19 protein-coding genes are annotated in these 20,121 nt (G+C 32.2%); 3 read left to right on the forward strand and 16 right to left on the reverse strand.

From position 1 onward, the window contains the following. Positions 1-164: 164 nt before the first annotated feature. From BUC23_RS07430 to BUC23_RS07465, 7 genes are all read right to left on the reverse strand, one after another. Positions 165-1,430 (reverse strand): YaiO family outer membrane beta-barrel protein, encoded by a 1,266-nt coding sequence (locus BUC23_RS07430; protein WP_073207847.1) that lies wholly within the window; start codon positions 1,428-1,430, stop codon positions 165-167. Further along, entirely contained in the window at positions 1,427-3,817 is a 2,391-nt protein-coding gene (locus BUC23_RS07435) for an LTA synthase family protein (RefSeq protein WP_073207850.1), read from the reverse strand. Before BUC23_RS07435 ends, BUC23_RS07430 begins: the two co-directional genes overlap by 4 nt. A 24-nt stretch (positions 3,818-3,841) precedes the next feature. Continuing rightward, positions 3,842-5,146 (reverse strand): glycosyltransferase family 2 protein, encoded by a 1,305-nt coding sequence (locus BUC23_RS07440; protein ID WP_244153784.1) that lies wholly within the window; start codon positions 5,144-5,146, stop codon positions 3,842-3,844. A gap of 122 nt (positions 5,147-5,268) precedes the next feature. After that, positions 5,269-6,372 carry a hypothetical protein gene (locus BUC23_RS07445; protein WP_073207856.1) on the reverse strand — a complete coding sequence of 368 codons (1,104 nt, stop codon included), beginning with the start codon at positions 6,370-6,372 and terminating at the stop codon, positions 5,269-5,271. A gap of 31 nt (positions 6,373-6,403) precedes the next feature. Continuing rightward, positions 6,404-6,763: a response regulator transcription factor gene (locus BUC23_RS07450; protein WP_073207859.1), complete on the reverse strand. Its 360-nt coding sequence runs from the start codon at positions 6,761-6,763 to the stop codon at positions 6,404-6,406. Positions 6,764-7,584: 821 nt separating this feature from the next. Next, complete coding sequence (locus tag BUC23_RS07460; RefSeq protein ID WP_073207867.1) at positions 7,585-8,361, reverse strand: TIGR02757 family protein; 777 nt, start codon at positions 8,359-8,361, stop codon at positions 7,585-7,587. A gap of 74 nt (positions 8,362-8,435) precedes the next feature. Continuing rightward, a complete protein-coding gene (locus BUC23_RS07465) occupies positions 8,436-9,098 on the reverse strand; it encodes an ABC transporter ATP-binding protein (protein WP_073207869.1) in 663 nt (220 codons plus the stop codon). A gap of 202 nt (positions 9,099-9,300) precedes the next feature. Between BUC23_RS07465 and msrA the strand changes: the two genes are divergently transcribed. Both msrA and BUC23_RS07475 read left to right on the forward strand, forming a co-directional pair. Further along, a complete protein-coding gene (gene msrA, locus BUC23_RS07470) occupies positions 9,301-9,849 on the forward strand; it encodes a peptide-methionine (S)-S-oxide reductase MsrA (RefSeq protein WP_073207872.1) in 549 nt (182 codons plus the stop codon). Positions 9,850-9,895: 46 nt separating this feature from the next. Continuing rightward, positions 9,896-10,192, forward strand: coding sequence for a hypothetical protein (locus tag BUC23_RS07475; protein WP_073207875.1), 297 nt, complete (start codon positions 9,896-9,898; stop codon positions 10,190-10,192). 13 nt (positions 10,193-10,205) lie between these two features. On the opposite strand, the gene BUC23_RS07480 is transcribed toward BUC23_RS07475, so the two are convergent. The 6 genes from BUC23_RS07480 to BUC23_RS07505 form a co-directional block, all read right to left on the reverse strand. Next, on the reverse strand, positions 10,206-10,508 hold the full coding sequence (locus BUC23_RS07480) for a DUF6787 family protein (protein ID WP_073207878.1): 303 nt from the start codon (positions 10,506-10,508) through the stop codon (positions 10,206-10,208). Between the two features lie 32 nt (positions 10,509-10,540). After that, the gene (locus BUC23_RS07485; RefSeq protein WP_073208427.1) at positions 10,541-10,978 is read right to left on the reverse strand and encodes a DUF6146 family protein; all 438 of its coding nucleotides are present in this window, start codon (positions 10,976-10,978) and stop codon (positions 10,541-10,543) included. Between the two features lie 114 nt (positions 10,979-11,092). Next, positions 11,093-11,656, reverse strand: a complete 564-nt coding sequence (locus tag BUC23_RS07490; RefSeq protein ID WP_073207881.1) for a hypothetical protein — start codon at positions 11,654-11,656, stop codon at positions 11,093-11,095. 95 nt (positions 11,657-11,751) lie between these two features. Then, positions 11,752-12,702, reverse strand: a complete 951-nt coding sequence (locus tag BUC23_RS07495; protein WP_073207884.1) for a D-2-hydroxyacid dehydrogenase — start codon at positions 12,700-12,702, stop codon at positions 11,752-11,754. A 189-nt stretch (positions 12,703-12,891) separates the two neighbouring features. Then, positions 12,892-13,962 (reverse strand): 3-phosphoserine/phosphohydroxythreonine transaminase, encoded by a 1,071-nt coding sequence (gene serC, locus BUC23_RS07500; RefSeq protein ID WP_073207887.1) that lies wholly within the window; start codon positions 13,960-13,962, stop codon positions 12,892-12,894. Positions 13,963-14,055: 93 nt separating this feature from the next. Beyond that, complete coding sequence (locus BUC23_RS07505; RefSeq protein WP_073207890.1) at positions 14,056-15,114, reverse strand: acyl-CoA reductase; 1,059 nt, start codon at positions 15,112-15,114, stop codon at positions 14,056-14,058. Between the two features lie 136 nt (positions 15,115-15,250). Here BUC23_RS07505 and BUC23_RS07510 point away from each other — a divergent pair, with 136 nt between their 5' ends. Continuing rightward, positions 15,251-15,601 carry a 4Fe-4S dicluster domain-containing protein gene (locus tag BUC23_RS07510; protein ID WP_073207893.1) on the forward strand — a complete coding sequence of 117 codons (351 nt, stop codon included), beginning with the start codon at positions 15,251-15,253 and terminating at the stop codon, positions 15,599-15,601. A gap of 77 nt (positions 15,602-15,678) precedes the next feature. Here BUC23_RS07510 and BUC23_RS07515 read toward each other — a convergent pair whose 3' ends face one another. From BUC23_RS07515 to BUC23_RS07525, 3 genes are all read right to left on the reverse strand, one after another. Next, on the reverse strand, positions 15,679-16,212 hold the full coding sequence (locus BUC23_RS07515) for a hypothetical protein (protein WP_073207896.1): 534 nt from the start codon (positions 16,210-16,212) through the stop codon (positions 15,679-15,681). A gap of 129 nt (positions 16,213-16,341) precedes the next feature. Continuing rightward, positions 16,342-17,082, reverse strand: coding sequence for a class I SAM-dependent DNA methyltransferase (locus tag BUC23_RS07520; protein WP_073207899.1), 741 nt, complete (start codon positions 17,080-17,082; stop codon positions 16,342-16,344). A gap of 93 nt (positions 17,083-17,175) precedes the next feature. Continuing rightward, entirely contained in the window at positions 17,176-19,824 is a 2,649-nt protein-coding gene (locus BUC23_RS07525) for a TonB-dependent receptor (RefSeq protein WP_073208430.1), read from the reverse strand. Positions 19,825-20,121 lie beyond the last annotated feature (297 nt).

The following is a 20,121-nucleotide window of genomic DNA, read 5'->3' on the forward strand; positions in this document are numbered from 1 at the left end:
CATGAATTGGGACGAATTTAGTGTGCCGTAGGTACGGAACATTTATCGTTTTGTCGCGTACCTGCGGCACGCTAACGGATTTTAAACCTAATTACTACCTATATTTAGTGCCTAACGGCACAAAAAAAGACGCTCAACCCTTGATTCACATTGTACCGTATTTTTTACTTGAACTTTAATTCCCAAGATAAATTAAGCGAATAAATCCAAAAGTAATTCCCTGGGTCAAATATTATTTCTTGATGGGTAACCGCAAATTGTGTTCCCCAAGCATTTTGCTTATTTGAAGTAGTGAAATAATATCCAACATTAAATTTTTGCGACTTTAAATTTAGGATTGAAGCTTCGTTACCACTGAAATTAAACTGATTTATTTCTGGTGAAAATCCAATTCCTAACGCTAGACCTAAATAATTATCAGCATCACTGCGGTATTTACGGTACGATAAGGTTCCAGAAGTACTGGTTCCGGCTCCACCAGGTGTTACATAAGGACGAAATGACCAATAACTATTACCAGTGTACCATCCAACGGAACCTGTGTATATGTTAGTTGTTGTGCTGTACTTCAAAGTTCGGAATCCTAATGAAACTTCAAAACTTTTAGGTAAGGATTTGTACAATTCAGCACCATATCTGGCATCTGGAAAAAGAAATGAATTTGACAATCCAATATTAAGATAAGCATAGAATCCTTTTGAAATTTTTGGATATACATCTACTTCGTATTGTAAACCATTTTCCTGGAATCTTCTATTGAAATTTACTTTACCTATGATACTCCCGTATTTTGTTTGGCGGCCATATTTGAATGTATGATACTGCATGGGATCAAATACTGAGGAATATAGATCAACAGTTGAATTAATACCAATCGCATTATGACGTGCTTTTATATTTAAACTAATCTTATAGTCTTTAGCTTGTTGATCTTCTGGGTTTTTATCCAATATATAGTCGAGAGTATTTAAAGCTTCAATTGGATTATTTGTGCTTTCTTGAGCACTGGCTTTTAAATACAAAATTTCAAAATCATCCGGAAAAATTTTCAATGCTTCTGCACTCATTTCTAAAGCTGCATAAGGCATATCTGCCCATAATTCGTTTTTTATTGCAGCTATCCAGGTACTTTTGCTTTTTGAATCTTTCTCTAAAATATAAGCAAACTCTTTTCTAGCTTTTTTATACTCAGAATCCCAAGAATAAGTCGTCGCCAGAAAAGAACGAATTTCACTATAATCCGGATATTTAGTTAGAATAGAGAGCAAGGTATCCTGCGCTTGTTTGCGCTGTTTATTAAAAGCTAAATTTCGAGCGGTTTCAAAAGAGGCGTCAGGGTCACCATTGTATTTTTTTTCCTGCGCTGAGATTTGAATAGCTCCTGCAAATGTCAAAATACAAATAAGTTTTATCACTATTTTTGAAATCATTTTTTCAAGGATTTTTTAAATGTTACGTAAATATTGTTGTCAGGGTATATTTTTAAGAGACTGTCAATTGTCTTATTTGTATCCTTATAATTATTCATTCTTTTGTAAGCCTGAGCTAATTTATAAGCTAATTCAGGATCGTTTACTTGATTGCTTAACGCTTTTTTGCCAATTTCTACTGCTTTTTTATTTTGACCTGACCACCAATACACATCCATTATAGCTAAATAAGAGTCGCCATAAAACGGTGTTCTATTAATAACCTCGAGCAATTCTTTTTCGGCATTTTTGTAATCTCCATCCCACGCTAATGTTCGTGCTTTCAGAGTTCTAACGTCGCCATAATTAGGTAGGTCATTCAAAACGTAATTACATAGTAATCGTGCTTTTTCGCGCTCTTTTTTGAATGCTAAATCTCTGGCCAAAAAGAAAATCTGATCACGATCCAATCCTTTTGTCAATTTTTTAATTGTTGAACGTTGCTCAGCTGTAAATTCATAAACTGGTTTAATAAAGCTGGAAGCGACTTTAGTGATTTTATTCTTTGTGGTTAAATACGAATTTAATTTTTTGAAATCATTAAAAGAACCGGTTATCGCATCCCTCATGTCGTCATTTGTCTCCGTAATGTTAAACTCATCATCGATTTTGAATAGATTTCCATCGGAATAATAAAAGTCCTTATAGATGTAATCATTAATACTGCCTTTGTATCGCATTAATGGAATCGTATGAATATTTCTAAATTGTCTAACTGTGTCCAGACCTTGACCTAACCAGGTGGTTTTTTCTATTTTATTGAATTTATAATTATTCGTTAAAAAAGAAACTAAACTGGGCGTAACATCAGTATGCGAAGAAATAGATTTGAATTTGGCCGTTTTCTTCAACATTGGACTAAAAATGTATAAGGGCACATGAAAACGAGATAAATTATCTTTTTGCGGAATAGGGATTAAACGGTGATCTCCCGTAATTACAAAAATGGTATTGGAATAATCCGGTCTTTTAGAATACGCTTCCATAAAACTTTGAAGAGAGTTATCAGTGTACAGTAAGCAGGAAAAAATGTCTTTGTATTCGCTCATTCTATTTTGGTCCGAATCTGATTTTGTTTTCAAAATACGATCCACTTTTTCTAAGTACGACTTTTTAGAAGGGAAATCAAAAGGTTCGTGGTTGGTAAGAGTCATTATGATATCCAATCGCGGTTCTTTTTTTGCTTTTAGCTCGGCTAATGTTTTACGGTATATCTCAGCATCTGGAAAACCCCATGAGAAACCTCCGGAATTCTCCTTTGTTTTTACGTATCCAGGCCCAAATTTATTGATATCAATGATTTTGTCGATACCGTTATATTCCAGAAAATTACTTTTTCTATCAAATGTAGATTCATCGCCGGAATAGTAAGTGGTTGTATATCCGTTTGATTTTAGAATGCTAATTAGTGAATTGTGTTTGGGTAAAGGATTCAATTCCATAAATCCATTTTCTCCAAACGGTAATGAACCCATCAAAGAAGGCAGAGCACCAAATGTTCTTCCGGCATTACTGACGAAGTTTTCCCAATATAGTGATTTTGATGTTAATGAATCAAGGTATGGAGTAAATCCTTTATATTCCCCATCGTCTGTAAAATCGCTTCCCAGACCTTCCATGATAATAAAAACTACATTTGGTTTTTCTTTTTCAATATTGAAAAAAGGACCTAAAACATCTTTAGTATCGTCAGCTGATTTTTCTAACGGAAATTCTTTCTTAAAACTAAGATTACCTTCAGAAGCGGAAGCTTTGTCATTTTGAGTCCTCATAATGTCACTCAACAAGAAATTTATTTTATTTTGAGAAACAGGTTTAATACTGCTAGCAAGTATTAAATCAGCACCACCAAAAATTAAAATGAAAGTAAGTAAGATTTTAGTGTTGATTTTATGTCCAAAGGATTGGAACAACCAAATCAATCCAAGATAAGCAATAGGTAAGATTATGAAAGGTAAAAACAATAAAAATGATAGTGATAAAGAGGCTGTGACAGTTGTGTACATATCGCTCAACGAATAACCTAAAAGATCCGCACCAAGATTAATATGGGTGGTTAGGCTATATCCAATTAAAGCAAGTTGAATGATTGCAATAATGGAGAACAGCACCTTAATAACAATTATTCCTAAGGAATCTTTGAGGTATTTTAATAGTAAATACAATGGGAAAAATAATAATCCAATTAATGTTCCTGTAAAGACGTCGTTTACGATTTTATAGGCAAATAATTGTATGTCGAAATTTTTGAATACTTCAATTAAACTTAATAAGCAAAAAATAATTATTAAGGAAACAGTCGCGTAAATGTATTCTAAACTGTTTTGGTAAGTAAATTTATTCTTCATTTAAATGTGTTTTATAATATGGTTTTAAGCTTTAGCCATTCCTTTTCTAGTCATAGCTCCCCATTTCTTTTTTTTGTTGAAATAGTAATCTTTATTTCCAACTATAGCTGCATACAATATAAAAGGATGGATTACAAAAGGTTCAAGGAAAGCAATCATTATCATTTTGAAACCGGTACCTTTTTTCTTATATTGATGATACGTAAGCTCTTCCGAAATGATAGCTGCAATAGAAAATAATACCGTAAATAAATAGGCTAAAAGAATAAACGCAATGGTATAATCCCATCTTACTTGATTGTGAAAAATAAGATAGGAGAAATATATTACACCTAAAACTTCTACAATAGGTGCCATTCTTTCAAACAAAAACCAATAAGGATAACTCAGTGTCCCCATAGAACTGTATTTTCGATTGAATCCAATTTTTCTATGTTTGCGGAGTGTTTCAATAGTTCCTCGTGTCCATCGATTTCTTTGAGAAATAAATATTTTGTAATTGTCAGGAGCTTCTGTCCAGCAAAGTGGATCTGGAATATAAGCGACTTTATATTTGAGTTTCTTTTCCTCCATATACCGTCTCATGCGAACAATGATTTCCATGTCTTCTCCAACGGTATTTGTGTCATATCCTCCCACTTCAATGGCTATTTTTTTATCAAATAAGCCAAAGGCACCGGATATAACTAGTAATCCATTTAACCTGCTCCATGCCATTCTACCAAGTAAAAAAGCCCTTAAGTATTCTAGAATTTGCCCTTTTTCCAGCATTTTTTCGGGAAGGTTAACATCAAGTAATTTACCTTGTTTAATGACACAGGAATTCGCAATTCGAATCACACCGCCTGCGGCAATAACATCTCTGTCAGTTGTCTCTAAAAATGGTTTAACTAATTTTAGCAGCGCATCTTCTATTAATAAACAATCTACATCAATACAAGCAACATATTTATTAGTGCTTATATTAAGACCCATATTCAAGGCATCTGCTTTTCCTCCGTTTTCTTTATCAACAACAATTAATTTTTCGAAGGCAGGGTTTGTTGACTTGTAAATCCCATTTCTTAATGGCTGTGTTGGAATTTGTTCATTAATAAGAAAATCTACGGGAATTAAACTATATGCTAAAATCAGTTTTTCCAGACTGTCATCTTTACTTCCGTCATTTACAATAATTACATCATAATTTGCGTAATGTGAAGAAAGCAATGATCTTACATTTTCAATAATATTTAAACTTTCATTGTAGGCAGGAGCAATAATTGAAATGGATGGAGATATATTAGAGGATAGTATCTTATTGTAGTTAACGAATTTATTTTTTTTCATATACTCAACAGTTTCAAATACAGATATAATACCTAATATAATATAGGAACTTATAATCATAAAACTGTACAGAAAAAATAAAAAATGAATAATAAACGTCATGTTCGGTATTTAAAAAGGAGTTAATTTGATTCTATATATTTTACAATTCTAACAAATTCAGGCTCTACTGTCAAATTCTTAAAGCGATTAAACTCTTCAATATTTAAGTTTCTTAAAATTTTTAGCGCTGAGAATTTGATTTCAAAATTTGTATTGAGAATATGTTCCATTACAAAGGGTTTATCTGTCATTTCATATAGATTTTCCATCATCTCAAAAAAAGCAATTTGTTCTTCTAAAGTAAGTTCTTTAAATTTATTTTTTAAAATTGTTTTTACATCTATAATATTTAAATAGCTTAAAAGATGAATGACCTCAATTCTTATTTTTATATTTTTATGGTCCAAAAGTGCTATTAATTCATCTTTGACGCCATATTGATTGTAGATTTTTGCAAGTTTTAATGCGAAAAAAACAACTGATTCATTAGATGATTTTAACCATAAATTGATGCTTGTAACCCGTTGATTAGTGTGTAATTGTAGTACTTCTAATAATTGAATCTGATCCCATTCAGATATTGGGGTTGTAATATTATTTAAAAAATCAAGGCCTTCAAAATGAAATAGATTGACTAAGTACAATTGCATAGCACTACGTACTTCTGTTTTGGGATGGTTTATATGGATTTTTACTTGCTCCTGAACTTCTTTTACATGAAAAAGTGTAAGTTCTCTAATTCCGTCTGCTATAATATTCCATTTTCTACTTTTTAATTTAGATAGAGAATAATCTAAAAGTCCGGTTTGAATGTATAATCTATGAAGAGATTCGGCCATTTCTCCAGAGATTTCATAGCTTAATTTTAATAATGTTGAGATTAAAATATTTCTTCTGAAAGTTTCAAAGATATTTGATTTTAATTGTTCAATAATTGATTGTTGCTCAGAACTGATTTTATCTGTTTCATCTCCAGCATACAAATAATTTATTACCAAAGTTTCATATTCTTTTTCTATTTTATTTTTTAACTTTTCATTTGCTCTTAAAAAGCTCCTTAGGTATTTCAGGTATATAGTTATTATAATAATAAAAAAAATTATTGTCATAATAAAGGCCCAAACCACTTGGATTATTAAAGGAGATTTTTCAAAATTTTCAATAAAATAGTTATAGTCTAACATATTATTTAAGGGGACTTTTATATTTTAAATATTAGCGTAAAATCTTTTTTACCCTATTGACTAATTCATTGGGACTAAAAGGTTTGCTCATGAAATCTGTGGCTCCTAATTTGAACGCTTTAAGTACTATTTCTTCCTGTCCAGACGCTGAAAATACAATGATAGGCGTTTGATTGTTTAATTTGTTTCTAACATGACTTATGACTTCTAGTCCGCTTATATAAGGCATCATAATGTCAGTTAATATTAATTCTGGATTATGTTCTTCAATTAATTCAATTGTTTCTTTTCCATTTTCTGCTATTAGAAGTGTATATCCCTCTTTTTCTAATCTAAATTTAAGTAACATCGAAAGCATTGAATTATCTTCTGCGAGTACAATTTTTTTCATATTTACTTATTGTGTGATGATATTCTTTCTATAGCTGCTAACATAAAAATTGTAATTATTGAGTCAGACGGTGCAAACTGTACACCTTTTTTTTTCGTAATTTTTCCAATTGTAATGCTTAGGACATTGATTGAATGTATATTTTTTAATTATTAAAATTTAAAAAAGAGCACTTTTTAGTTTCGCCTCATGGCTAAATTTTGATTTTAAATTTTTTAAATTCCTCCATCCAGATTATCTACGTAATAGCATCTATATTGGTTTTACAAAAAATGTTTTTTTTAAATAAGTATGATGTGCAAAACTTTCGAGAGCTATTGATCCGGAAAAATAGATTCCTTTTATGAAATTATAGCTGTTTAAATTATTTTCTTGACAGATGCTTTTTTTTAAAGATCTAATTTGTATAATAATATTTTGAATGTATTGGTTGGTTTTTTTTTCTGCAGTGTTAGTAGGGACTGCGATAATTTCTTTTCCAGTTTTGTAGCTGTGGATTAGCAATTGAAGCTGACTACTTAGAATTAAGATAAAAAGAAAGGGTGCTGTGAAATAAAAAAATAGTGTTCTTGTATTTGTGGCACGAAGAGCCTTGTTAAATAAAATAATCCAACGATTATTACTATTTATTTTAGACGTTATTTCATTTGTAAAACAATTACTGTTTCTATTAGAAATACTTAAGTAGGTTCTCATTCTTTAGGGGCATTTATTTAGATAGTCAAATAGTAACTTAAAGATCTTTAAAATCAACAAATTTTCACTCAACTAGTAGGGGGGCAAATGTATACATAATTACAGACAATAACTATTATTATGTGTTAAAACCCTTCAAATACGCCTAATCCAAATAAAGCAAAATCGTATTTAACAGGGTCAGCGGAATCTAATATTCTTAGTTGTAAGTCCAATTCTGCTAGGGCTTTACCATCATTTTGTTTTCTGATCAGCAGGCCTAATTTTCGAGCAACATTTCCGGAATGAACATCCAAAGGACAGGATAAAGCAGCAGGAGAGATGCTTTTCCAAATTCCTAAATCAACGCCCTTATTGTCTTGCCGAATCATCCACCTTAAGTACATGTTAATTCGTTTAGCGGCCGAATTATTCAAAGGGTCTGAAATATGTTTTTGCGTTCTGTACTGATGTGGGATTTCAAAAAATATCTTTTTGAATTCATGAATACTTCTTTGGGTTGATGTTGTCTCAATTCCTTGAGATTGATCTTGGGTGAAAACAGTTTCTAAACCACCATGATTTTTATAAATATGTTGTAAACTTCTAATAAAACTGGCAAAATCCTGTCCGTTAAAAGTTCTATGAACGAAAGTTTCTAGTCGTTGTAAATCATTTTCGGTATGTGACATAACAAAATCATAAGGTGCATTTCCCATCAAATCCATCATCCGATGTGAATTTTTGATAATCATTTTGCGATTTCCCCAAGCTATTGTTGCGCTAAGAAAACCGGCAATCTCAATGTCTTCCTTTATAGAAAACAAATGCGGAATTTGTACTGGATCACTCTCTATGAAATCAAAATTATTGTATTGAATGACTTTTTCGTCCAGAAAATCTTTTAGTTCAGAAGGATTCATTTTTTTTGTGTCAAGTATAAGGCTTAAAACGGTTCTTGTTTCAAATAAACTTTAAACCTGAAATTTTAAACTTTCTAATTACTAATCAATCCGTCTACCATTATTAGTTTCCGGTCGGCCATATTTGCTAATTCCTCGTTATGAGTCACGATCACAAAAGTTTGCCCTAATTCATCTCTTAATTTAAAAAATAGCTGATGTAGATTCTCCGCAGATGCAGTATCTAAATTTCCCGAAGGCTCATCGGCAAAAATGATTGCTGGTTTGTTAATCAGTGCTCTTGCAACAGCAACGCGTTGTTGTTCTCCTCCTGAAAGCTCGTTAGGTTTGTGATTCATTCGATGAGAAAGACCAAGATAGGTTAACAGCTTTTCAGCTTCAATCTCCGTTTCTTGTTTGGATTTATTGGCAATGAATGCAGGAATACAAACGTTTTCCAGTGCCGTAAATTCAGGAAGTAATTGATGAAATTGGAAGATGAAACCTAAATTTAAGTTTCTGAATTTGGACAAAGTTTTATCATTCATCGTCAGAATATCTTCATCATTGATTCGTAATTCTATTTCATTTTCAACTGAAGGTTTGTCAAGCGTTCCAAGAATTTGCAATAGCGTCGTTTTTCCGGCTCCCGAAGCACCAACGATAGAAACAATTTCTCCTTTTTTTATGTGTAAGTCAACCCCTTTCAAGACATGAAGTTGATCGTAATATTTATGCAAATTTTTGGCATGTATCATTTTGAAACTATTTTCACAAAGAAACAAAGATTTTAGTGATTATTAAATGGATGCAATAGATATTTCCTTTCGACAAATTATAAACTTTAGTTAATATGGAATAATCAGTTTCAATTATTAGGTTAAATTTGATTTTTAAACTTTTTTTTATCCAAAGGGAGACAACAGAGTCTTTTTGTGAAAAATTGGAAAAACTATAAATATGGAATTACAAAACGAATTAGAAGTTGCTACGTTTGCCGGAGGTTGTTTTTGGTGTACCGAAGCCGTTTTTTTAGAATTAAATGGAGTAAATAAAGTAGTTTCCGGATATATAGGAGGGAAAACAATTAATCCAACATATAAGGACATTTGCAATGGTGATACTGGTCATGCGGAAGCAATTCAAATCACTTTTGATCCAAATATCATAAGCTTTGGAGAATTACTGGAAATATTTTTTGCAACACATGACCCAACGACATTAAATCGTCAAGGAAATGACATTGGTACACAATACAGAAGTGAAATTTTTTATAATAACGAAGCTCAGAACCAATTAGCAGAAGAATACATCGCTTTGATGATTAAAGAAAATACTTTTGGGAAACCAATAGTAACAAAGATTTCAGCGGCGTCAAAATTCTACGAAGCAGAAGACTATCATCAAAATTATTACAACCAAAATAAAGTGCAAGGGTATTGCAGTTATATTATTACACCAAAAATTGAAAAATTGCAAAAAGTGTATAAAGATAAACTCAAAAAATAATTGGCATTAGATTTGTGTATTTTAATCAAAAGAAATTTAATAAAATATGGAAGCAATACCAATAGATAGAACGGATAATAAAAAAAGAAATCTTATTCTGGGAATACTATTCGATGCAATAGGAATGTTGTCGTTTACTGTTCCTTTCATCGGAGAATTCTCTGATGTTGTTTGGGCTCCTATCGCAGGTTATCTGATGACAATGATGTACAAAGGAACCGTAGGGAAGGTGGGAGGAGTATTTACTTTTCTGGAAGAGATATTACCATTTTCTGATTTTATTCCGTCATTTACATTGACTTGGATTTACAATTATTTAATAAAAAGCAAAAACGCCCAGTAATTGAGGCGTTTTTTTATTCTTTAAATAGAAATCCAAACCCCATTCTTTTTAGCATTTTTTTCTCAAATGCCCAAAAGAATTTAAATTGTCCAAAAACAAATCCTATTAAGACTAAAAGTACTTGATATAAAGGAAAAATTAGAAGCAGTCGAACCGGAGTAAACCAAAAACCTAAATCAGATTTAGTTATTCCCAACCAAAAACAAAATGGTTTTGACAACCATGCTGATGCAGAACCTGTGATAGCAAAAACAATAAATACAATGGCGAGTTGAAAGTTAGTCTCAATTCCCCATCTTTTTTTTAAATTATCCATTTTTATTTATAATGATTACAAATATAAGAAGATTATCTTAAGGGCACATGACCAAAAAGTTTTTGTTTATATCTGTTTTGAAAATAAACCATGTAGTTGTAGATTAAGTAATTCACCTCATATCCATAATCAACGTTTGGATCATAATTTATGGTCATTTCATATAAATTTGGATTATAGCGCATGGGTTGAAGGACGCGACTGTTCCATTCACTAACCCATATTCGATTTTTATTTTCTAAGTAGTTCTGCGAATAGTAATTCCGAGGAAGAGCAGTAGAAACAAGCCAAGTGCTAAAACCTGGGTCGATAATAATAACCTCGTATTCCAGTTTGTCATTGGCAATTCTGACAGGATCACCTTGAGCAACTGTTTTAGCGGTGTTAGGTAAAGTTGTTTTTGAAGTTTTGCAACTAAATAAGGAAGCTAAAACAATCAATACTAATACTATGTAAACGCTACTTTTCATCATAAAAAGATTGTGTATTAAAATTACAAAATTAAATGATTGTTTTTGAGTGTTTTAACAAAAAAAAGTCATTTACCAGCAATAAATGACTTTTATTTTTTATCTAAGTTTTGTTTACTTTCCAAAAAGTTTACCCAACAAGCCGCCTATTCCATCGCTGTTTTTTTTAACTGCATCCATTGCGTCATTAATATCTACTTTGCCATCGGTATTTTGGTCTAAGCCAAATTGGCCTCCATACTTAGATATGGTATCCATAATTCCTGAATTTTGTCCACTATTACCGGAAACTGCAGCTATAATATCCGTAATTTGAAAACTGGATTCATTAGGATCTTTAGCCTTATTGACTAACGAACCCAATATTTGAGGGATTAAACTTGAAGCTACACCTGAGGCAATTTCATTATTGAGACCAAATTTTTCTCCCAGACTTCCAGTTAACTGTTCAGTTAGTTTTTGGACTACCGGATTCGAACTGTTCTGCGCGTTGTTCCCCTGAAATAATCCGGCAAGTTGATCAACTCCGCCTTGTGAAACTATTTCTTTTAATCCCACAAATATAGAACTACTTGCTTCACTGATTACAGCGTCGTTTTGTTCATTAGGAATAGCATTGTTTTTTACAACTGCTTCATTTCTATATTGCTGTGCTAATTGTGTTAATTGCTCGAACATAATGATAAATTTATATTTACCTCCAAATATAATAAAAAAAGGGATTCATTAACAACGTTAATAAAACCCTTTTTTAGTATTTTAATTCAAAAATATTAGCCTAATATACTAATGATTTGTGAAGCTAATTCAGTACCAATTCTATCTTGTGCTTCTCCTGTTGCAGCCCCAATATGTGGAGTCATAGAAATTTTGTGATTCATCAAGATAGCCATTTCAGGAGTTGGTTCGTTCTCAAAAACATCTAATCCAGCGAACAATACTTTTCCGCTGTCTAATGCTTTTACTAATGCAACTTCATCAATAACACCACCACGAGCACAGTTTACAATACCTACGCCATCTTTCATAGTAGCCAATTCTTTCTCTCCAATGATGTAACCATCTTGAGCAGGAACGTGTAATGTTATGAAGTCAGCTTCTTTGAATAAAGATTCTAGTGATTGAGAAACGATAGTTGTTGTGATAGATTGACCGTCAAAGAATTCAACTTTAACTTCAACTTGTGGGATAAACATATCAGCAGCAATCACTTTCATACCTAGTCCTAATGCCATTTTAGCAGTAGCTTGACCAATACGTCCAATTCCTACAACACCAAGAGTTTTTCCTCTTAATTCAACTCCGTTAGCATATGCTTTTTTCAAACCTTCAAAGTTTGTATCTCCTTCAAGAGGCATATTTCTGTTAGAATCATGCAAGAAACGAACACCAGAAAATAAATGTGCAAACACTAATTCTGCAACTGATTCTGATGAAGATGCAGGAGTATTGATTACATGAATTCCTTTGCTTTTAGCATAATCCACATCAATGTTATCCATTCCTACGCCACCACGACCAATAATTTTCAATCCTGGGCAAGCGTCAATAATATCTTTACGTACTTTAGTTGCACTACGCACCAAAACTACGCTTACGTTGTTCTCATTTACAAAATTAGCTACTTGTTCTTGTGCCACTTTTGTAGTTATAACTTCAAATCCACCTTTTTCTAAAGCTAGAATTCCACTTTTAGAAATTCCGTCATTGGCTAATACTTTCATTTTTTATGTCATTGCGAGGAATGAAGCAATCCCATCCTCATATTTAATTTATTATTTTATTTTTCTGGAGCTATTTCCCGCTTTCCATTGCAATCTTTTATGTTTTTAAAGAAAAAACATAAAAGGATTTCCATTTCAATCGGGGCTAGGTATCCAGAATTCAATTCGTATTTTTTGTGAAACTGAAAACTAAACTTTAGCTTCTAATTCTTTCATTACATCAACCAATACTTGAACACTTTCTAATGGAAGCGCATTGTACATAGAAGCTCTGTAACCACCTACTGAACGGTGTCCAGGTAATCCGGAAATTCCCGCTGCTTTCCACATCGCATCAAAAGTTTCTGCATGAGCAGAATCATTCAATAAGAAAGTAGCATTCATGTTAGAACGATCTTCAACAGCTGCGGCTCCTTTGAATAATGGGTTTCTGTCAATTTCTCCATAAAGTAATGCTGCTTTAGCATTATTTATTTTTTCGATTGCAGCAACACCGCCAAGGTTTTTCAACCATTGCAACGTCAATAAAGACGCATAAACAGGAAAAACGGGTGGCGTATTGTACATGCTTTCTGCTTTGATATGTTTAGTGTAATCCAGCATGCTTGGGATTATTCTACCGTTTTTACCTAAAATTTCTTCTTTTATAACAACCAATGTGGTTCCCGCAGGGCCCATATTTTTTTGAGCTCCAGCATAGATAATATCAAATTTTGAAAAGTCTAATACTCTGGAAAATATATCAGAACTCATATCACAAACAACAGGAATATCTGTAGTTGGAAATTCCTTCATTTGTGTACCAAAAATAGTGTTGTTACTAGTGCAATGAAAATAATCTGCATCACTAGGAATTTCATATCCTTTTGGAATGTGATTGTAATTTTCTTCTTTTGATGAAGCGACAACAACAGTATCTCCAAAAAGTTTTGCTTCTTTTATAGCTGCTGATGCCCAAGTTCCTGAATCAAGATAAGCGGCTTTTCCACCTTCTTTCATCAAGTTATAAGGCGCCATAATAAATTCTAAACTAGCGCCGCCAGCAAGAAATAATGCTTGGTATCCTTTGCCTTCAAGGCCTAAAAGTTCAATAGCAAGTGCTCTGGCTTCTTCCATAACGGCAACGAAGTCTTTACTTCTATGCGAAATTTCTAAAATGGATAAACCGGAGTTATTAAAATTTAAAATCGCTTGTGCTGATTTTTCAAAAACTTCTTGTGGTAAAATACAAGGTCCTGCGCTGTAGTTGTGTTTTTTCATGGTGTAGTTTAAGTCCAAAAAATTAAGATGCAAATTTCGGCAATAGGAGTTTAAAAATCGTTAAATAATTCGCAATAATTAAACAATTTTTGACTATGTTGTTAACAAAAACGATATAGTGTCCACGTTATCTGCATAATCCCATAATGCAGGTTTTTGTGTTTGTCCAAAATCAATGCTGTTTTCTATAACAGAATCACTTACAATGCATTGAATTTGCTCACTTTCTGATTGTAATCGTATTTGTAAATCATTGATATTTTCATAGTATTCATAGAAAACACTAGAAATAGGGGAGGCGTGACTTTTATCTTCTTTTAAAGTCAAAAAACCATTGTCCAATAATTTAAAATTACTCATCAGGAAGACCGCTTTGTTATAATCGTAATTATTAGCATATTTTTCATAATGAATGACATCTTGATATTCGAAAATAGCTTCAAAAAAAGCAACGAAAGAATAGTCTTTTGGAACAAAAAGTTTAGACACATTACGACATCCTAAACCAAAATATCTAAAAATATCTTCACCAAGTGATGTAAGTTGTTCTTTGGTTTCGTTACCAGTTAAGACAGCAACTGAGTTTCTGCTTTTTCGGATTATAGATGGTTTATCTTTAAAATAATATTCAAAATAACGCGCTGTATTATTACTTCCGGTTGCTATAACGGCATCAAAATTTTCCAGTTTTCCATCTACAAAATGGATGCTGTCAGCAAATTCAGGTTCAATAGCAATAATATATTTAGCCAAAAAAGGCAATAAATGCTGGTCATTTGACGAAGTTTTAACCAACACTTTATGACCGGTAATTAATACCGACAAAAAATCATGAAAACCAACCAATGGAATATTTCCGGCAAGGATTAAAGCAATGTTTTTAGATTTCTCGATTTTAAAATCATAGTCAGATAGCCATTGGTTCAAATTTTCTTCAGTAAGCGCTTCTGACCACGATTGAATAGAAAAATAAACTTGTTCCGGTGTGTACCAGCCATTATGAGATTGCGATAGTTTTATTAAATCAATAAAATTATCAAAGAATAAATCGTTGAATAAAACGTTATTTTTTTTAAGGGTATTATCTTCAGAAAATTGACTTAAGAATTTTCCTAATTCAACAAAAACACTTTTTTTTGTTTCTAATGTCATAATGTTTGCTTATGAATAGTTTTGATTGTAATTTTGCACAAAAATAAGCATAATTATGTCGAAAGTCAAAAGTCCTAATGTCAAAAGAATATTTGACATTCGACATTCGGCATTATGACTTTAAAACTATAAAAAGATGGCAATTATAATAACTGATGAATGTATAAATTGTGGTGCTTGTGAACCCGAGTGCCCAAATACAGCAATATACGAAGGAGCGGACGATTGGAGATATAAAGATGGGACCAAGCTTAAGGGAAAAGTAATTTTGCCTGATGGTACTGAAGTTGATTCTGACGAAGCTCAAACGCCAATTTCAGATGAAGTTTATTACATCGTTCCAGGAAAATGTACCGAGTGTAAAGGTTTTCATGATGAACCTCAATGCGCTGCTGTTTGTCCGGTAGACTGCTGTATTCCAGATGATAATCATGTGGAATCAGAAGAAACTTTGCTTAACAGACAAGCATTTTTACACAACGAATAAATTTGAATTATCTGTAAAAAAGGAAATCCTGAGTTATTCACTCAGGATTTTTTTTATTGATGGATATTGTTTTTTAATTATTTGACAATAATATAAGTAGTTACCGTTACTTTATCGGTTTTATCATCGTATGTTTCTAAAACTAGATTTCCGTTGGCGTCAAAATAACCATATGAAGTAGCAGTTTTTGTTCTGTAAATGTAATTGTTATTTGATGTTTTTCTTAAAACTGCCGCTTTTTTACCATCTGGTAAAAACATTGTATAACCACTTTTGTCAGTTGTTACCTGATATTTTTTCCCGTTTAAGTTGTAATAAGCTGATCTGTCAACTTCAATAACTCTTGTAACACCGTTTGCAGTGACTGCCGTCGTAGCAGTTACCTGAACAGGACTTTCTTTTATATCTTTATTTAATACATTAGAGTCAGCGTCTTTCAATTCAATATTTTGAATTTCTTTTATCTCCTGACTTTGAACTATTTTTTTAGCGCCTTGAGAATCTTTTGTTGTTGTAATATTGGTTTTTACCTCTGATTTTACATTTGTATTTTGAGCTTGAAGACTTAAGGTAAATAAAAAAGCTGCAACTCCTAACATTATAGTTTTCATAATATCTAATTTTAATAGTTTATAAGTTGTAAAGATATAGTGTATTGACTTTAAGTTTGTTGTATAATTCACATGAAAATTTACAATATTCACACACAAAGAATCCTGAGTAGAAATTCAGGATCTTCACTATTTTTTGCAGGCCACAATAACATAGGTGTCGTAAGCATATGTTTTTCGATCAATAGTTTTAATTATTTCGAAACCGTTTAAATATAGAAACAATTGCATTTCATTTAAAGTAAACACACGAACAGTAGAGAAGTCATCTGCTATTATTTCTTGTTCGTCATCCTTAACGGTATAATACTGGGCAGTCCACTCTAACATGAAATTTTCTGCTGAAGTTGTTTTCCAGTTGCTGTTTCGATAGTAATTTATTCCTTCATATTTTGCCTGATGTTTAATAATAGGATTCTCTTTGGTATAAGGGATAAATCGATTGGCATCTATAAAGTCAAAAATAACAATTCCGCTGCTGGTCAAATTTTTATAAATTGATTCGAAAGTATTGTTGATATCTTCGTTATTTATTAAATAGCTGGTAGACCTTCCTGTAATTAGTATGGAATCCACAGAGGTTTCAAGTTGGAAATCTCGCATGTCTCCATGAATAAAATGGCAGTTTTCATTTCTTTCTTTGGCAATAGCAATCATACTTTTACTATAGTCTAACCCTATATATTCTTGCTTATTTTCTTGGAATCTTTTAGCCAGATTACCTGTTCCGCTACCTATTTCCAGAATGGTTTTTCCGTTATTTTCTTGGATTAAAGTATTATAGAAATTATATTCCTCATCATAATCGATGAAGGTTTGATACATTGCATCAAAAATTGCTGCCATTTTTCCGTCATATAGATTTGTCATGATCTTTAGATATAGTATAAAATTAAGCAAAAATAGGATACAAAAAAAGGGCTGTCATAAGACAGCCCTTTTTTAAAATATTCAGTAAATGAATTAGAATTTATAGTTCAAAGATAAATTGAACATGGTTCCTAATTGACTAAAATGAGATCCATCATAAGTCGTTTTATCATAACGACCATTGAAAGTAATCAAATTGTATTGATTTTTAACTTGCGCAGGGTCATTTAAAATTGCAGTTCCTGCAGCATTTTCAGCTACAAATTTCCATTCAGGTAATACATTCAATAAATTGTTTACATTTAAAGATAAAGTTAATTTTTCTGATGCAGAAAAAGTAACTCCTAAATCAGTAACAATTTTAGGTATAAATTCTGTTTTTAAATTTGCATCTAAACCATCTTGGTTAAAAGTAGTTTTGCCAAAATAGGTGTTGTTAAAAGAAAATCCAAACTTACCAATTTCATAGTTAGCACCTAAAATCCATTTTGTTTCTGGTCTTGAAGTAAACATTAAAGATTCAAGTGTCTGACTGAAATTGCTACGTTTTACCGGAGATATTCTTTCGTTTTGGAAAGTTACGTTTCCAGATAAGTTAAATCCTAATTTTCCTTCGCCTAACAAGATGTTGTTGTAATTCGCTACAACATCCAAACCAGAAGTTCTTGAATCGAATGAATTTTCAAACCAAGCAACTGATCCAAATTGTGTGTTCACTTTATCTCCTAAAACAATTCTGTCTTTTACTTTGATGTTGTAGTAGTCAAGAGTAAAATTAAAGTTTTTAGAAGGTTTTGCACCAAGACCAATCGTTATATTAGTTGATTTTTCAGCATCTAGTGGGTCAATTCCTAAGATACGTGCTTGAGGAGATACATTATTAATAATACCACTCACTTGAATACCTTGACCTGGAACGAATGAATATTGTGATTTTTGAGTATAGATTTGGTGTAAAGTTGGTGCTCTAAATCCTGTTGATACAGAACCTCTTAAGGTAATTTTATCATCTAAAAATTTATATCTAGAACTCAATTTCCATACCGTCGCTCCACCAAAATCGCTGTATTCTTCATGACGAACAGTTCCATTTATTAAGAAGTCTTCTGTAACATCATAAGCTAAATCAAAATAAGCTCCTAAGTTATAACGATTCCATTTTCCTGAATTTTCAGGTCTGTTTCCAGCAAATGAATCGGCACCAATTCCTTCCCATGAAGCTTTGTCTCCTTCGATTACCTCGAAATTTTCAGTTCTAAACTCAGATCCAAAACCGATACTAACTTTGTCAGATAATACTTTTGAAATATCTAAATTCCCAACGATGTGATTGAAAGCTGTTCCTCCTGGTTTGAATGCAATTGGACTATTTTCCAAATAAACATTTTGTCCATTTGCATCTTTAATATTAGATCTGTTAAAAGAATTTTCTACTGTGTAGTCTTGTTTATTTCCACCAGTTGTAATACTAGCATCAGTATTCCATCCATTTATTTTTGATTTGTAACCCAATGTTGCATTGTAGTCATTCAAATCACCTGTAAAAGTAGGAACATAACCTTGGTATGAAGCAGGAGTACCGTCGCCAAAGAAGTCTGCTAAAAATGGATAGTCAGATAATGTTCTCCAATATGGAGTTCTGTAATTAGCAAATGAGTTTACTTTTTTGTAAACATAAGCTGCATTGTAGTATAATTGCGTGTTTTCTGATAAATCAGTTCCACCGTTGATTAAGAATTTAGCAGCGGTAGTTTCAGGAGCACCATTGATATTTCCAGCATCTGGATGTTTAGCTAGGAAAGCTTGAACATCAGATAGTGAAGCACCAAAATCTCCTGCATCTCCTGCAGCGTCTACTTTACCTGGTCTGTTAGACAAGTTTACTTTAGAGAAATCTACAGTATAATTTAAAAAACCCTTAGTACCTACAGTAGTACCATTATTTAAACTTACTCCTAACATTTCACCATCACCTTCAGATGTAATTCCGCTTCTTACAGTAACAGAACCGTTAGCTGAACTCTTTTTCAAAATAATATTCATAACCCCAGCGATCGCGTCAGACCCGTATTGTGCAGATGCACCGTCACGAAGAATTTCTACTCTTTCAATAGCGTCAGTAGGAATAGCAGATATATCTGCTCCAGTTTCCCCACGCCCCGGAGAAGTTTGTACATAAAGTAAAGAACTTAAGTTTTTACGTTTCCCGTTGATAAGGATTAATGTTCTACTTGGTCCCATATTTCTAATTTCATATGGATCAAGCAATGAAGTCGCATCATTTACAGGTGTTTGAACCGTATTAAAAGATGGTATTTTGTACTGTAATGCTTTGTCAAATGAAGCTTGTCCAGTAGAAGCTAAATCCTTAGCGGATATTACATCAATAGGAAGAGCCGTTGTAGTGTTACTTCTAGGAGCAGTTCTTGTTCCTGTAACTACAATTTCATCTAAAGCTTGTCCACCTTCTTCAGATAAAACAACATTAATTGTTGAGCTTGTTGCTGCTTTTTCCAATTTAGAAAAACCAACATAGCTGAAAACCAAAGTGGCTCCGTCTTTAACTTTAATTTTGTAAGCTCCATCGATATCTGTTGAGACACCGTTGTTTGTTCCTTTTTCGATAATGTTAACGCCTGGCAGCGCCATGCCAGCATTATCCTTTACAACACCAGAGATATCTTTTTGTGCAAAAAGAAACGTGACGTTTAATAAAAATAATAATAATGCAATTTTTTTCATAATTAGTTGTTTTTTGGTTTTTGTTTGGTTTGAAATCGGGTGCAATATAATTTTTTTTTAACAAAACCTTAGCAAATGCGCTATTTTTTTATAAAAAAGTTATTAAAAAAAGGATTAATCATGCTTTTTGGTTAAGCGGCATATATTAAATCTTATATTTGCAAACTTTTAAAGCAAAAACTAAAACTTTTAGCAGGCGACTGTTATCTGAAACAAAAATAGCATGCACCTGACAAGATTCAAATAACAAAATATTTGAAGAATGGAGATGCCATGTTCCATAAAAAAACAAATATT

The sequence above is a fragment of the Flavobacterium xinjiangense genome (assembly GCF_900142885.1).
In the GTDB taxonomy this organism is placed as follows: Bacteria; Bacteroidota; Bacteroidia; order Flavobacteriales; family Flavobacteriaceae; genus Flavobacterium; species Flavobacterium xinjiangense.

Bases quoted from the DNA above. Each gene is read 5' to 3' on its own strand.
- BUC23_RS07430 (WP_073207847.1), bottom strand. From the start codon at position 1,430: ATGATTTCAAAAATAGTGATAAAACTTATTTGTATTTTGACATTTGCA.
- BUC23_RS07435 (WP_073207850.1), bottom strand. From the start codon at position 3,817: ATGAAGAATAAATTTACTTACCAAAACAGTTTAGAATACATTTACGCG.
- BUC23_RS07440 (WP_244153784.1), bottom strand. From the start codon at position 5,146: ATGAAAAAAAATAAATTCGTTAACTACAATAAGATACTATCCTCTAAT.
- BUC23_RS07445 (WP_073207856.1), bottom strand. From the start codon at position 6,372: ATGTTAGACTATAACTATTTTATTGAAAATTTTGAAAAATCTCCTTTA.
- BUC23_RS07450 (WP_073207859.1), bottom strand. From the start codon at position 6,763: ATGAAAAAAATTGTACTCGCAGAAGATAATTCAATGCTTTCGATGTTA.
- BUC23_RS07460 (WP_073207867.1), bottom strand. From the start codon at position 8,361: ATGAATCCTTCTGAACTAAAAGATTTTCTGGACGAAAAAGTCATTCAA.
- BUC23_RS07465 (WP_073207869.1), bottom strand. From the start codon at position 9,098: ATGATACATGCCAAAAATTTGCATAAATATTACGATCAACTTCATGTC.
- msrA (WP_073207872.1), top strand. From the start codon at position 9,301: ATGGAATTACAAAACGAATTAGAAGTTGCTACGTTTGCCGGAGGTTGT.
- BUC23_RS07475 (WP_073207875.1), top strand. From the start codon at position 9,896: ATGGAAGCAATACCAATAGATAGAACGGATAATAAAAAAAGAAATCTT.
- BUC23_RS07480 (WP_073207878.1), bottom strand. From the start codon at position 10,508: ATGGATAATTTAAAAAAAAGATGGGGAATTGAGACTAACTTTCAACTC.
- BUC23_RS07485 (WP_073208427.1), bottom strand. From the start codon at position 10,978: ATGAAAAGTAGCGTTTACATAGTATTAGTATTGATTGTTTTAGCTTCC.
- BUC23_RS07490 (WP_073207881.1), bottom strand. From the start codon at position 11,656: ATGTTCGAGCAATTAACACAATTAGCACAGCAATATAGAAATGAAGCA.
- BUC23_RS07495 (WP_073207884.1), bottom strand. From the start codon at position 12,702: ATGAAAGTATTAGCCAATGACGGAATTTCTAAAAGTGGAATTCTAGCT.
- serC (WP_073207887.1), bottom strand. From the start codon at position 13,962: ATGAAAAAACACAACTACAGCGCAGGACCTTGTATTTTACCACAAGAA.
- BUC23_RS07505 (WP_073207890.1), bottom strand. From the start codon at position 15,114: ATGACATTAGAAACAAAAAAAAGTGTTTTTGTTGAATTAGGAAAATTC.
- BUC23_RS07510 (WP_073207893.1), top strand. From the start codon at position 15,251: ATGGCAATTATAATAACTGATGAATGTATAAATTGTGGTGCTTGTGAA.
- BUC23_RS07515 (WP_073207896.1), bottom strand. From the start codon at position 16,212: ATGAAAACTATAATGTTAGGAGTTGCAGCTTTTTTATTTACCTTAAGT.
- BUC23_RS07520 (WP_073207899.1), bottom strand. From the start codon at position 17,082: ATGACAAATCTATATGACGGAAAAATGGCAGCAATTTTTGATGCAATG.
- BUC23_RS07525 (WP_073208430.1), bottom strand. From the start codon at position 19,824: ATGAAAAAAATTGCATTATTATTATTTTTATTAAACGTCACGTTTCTT.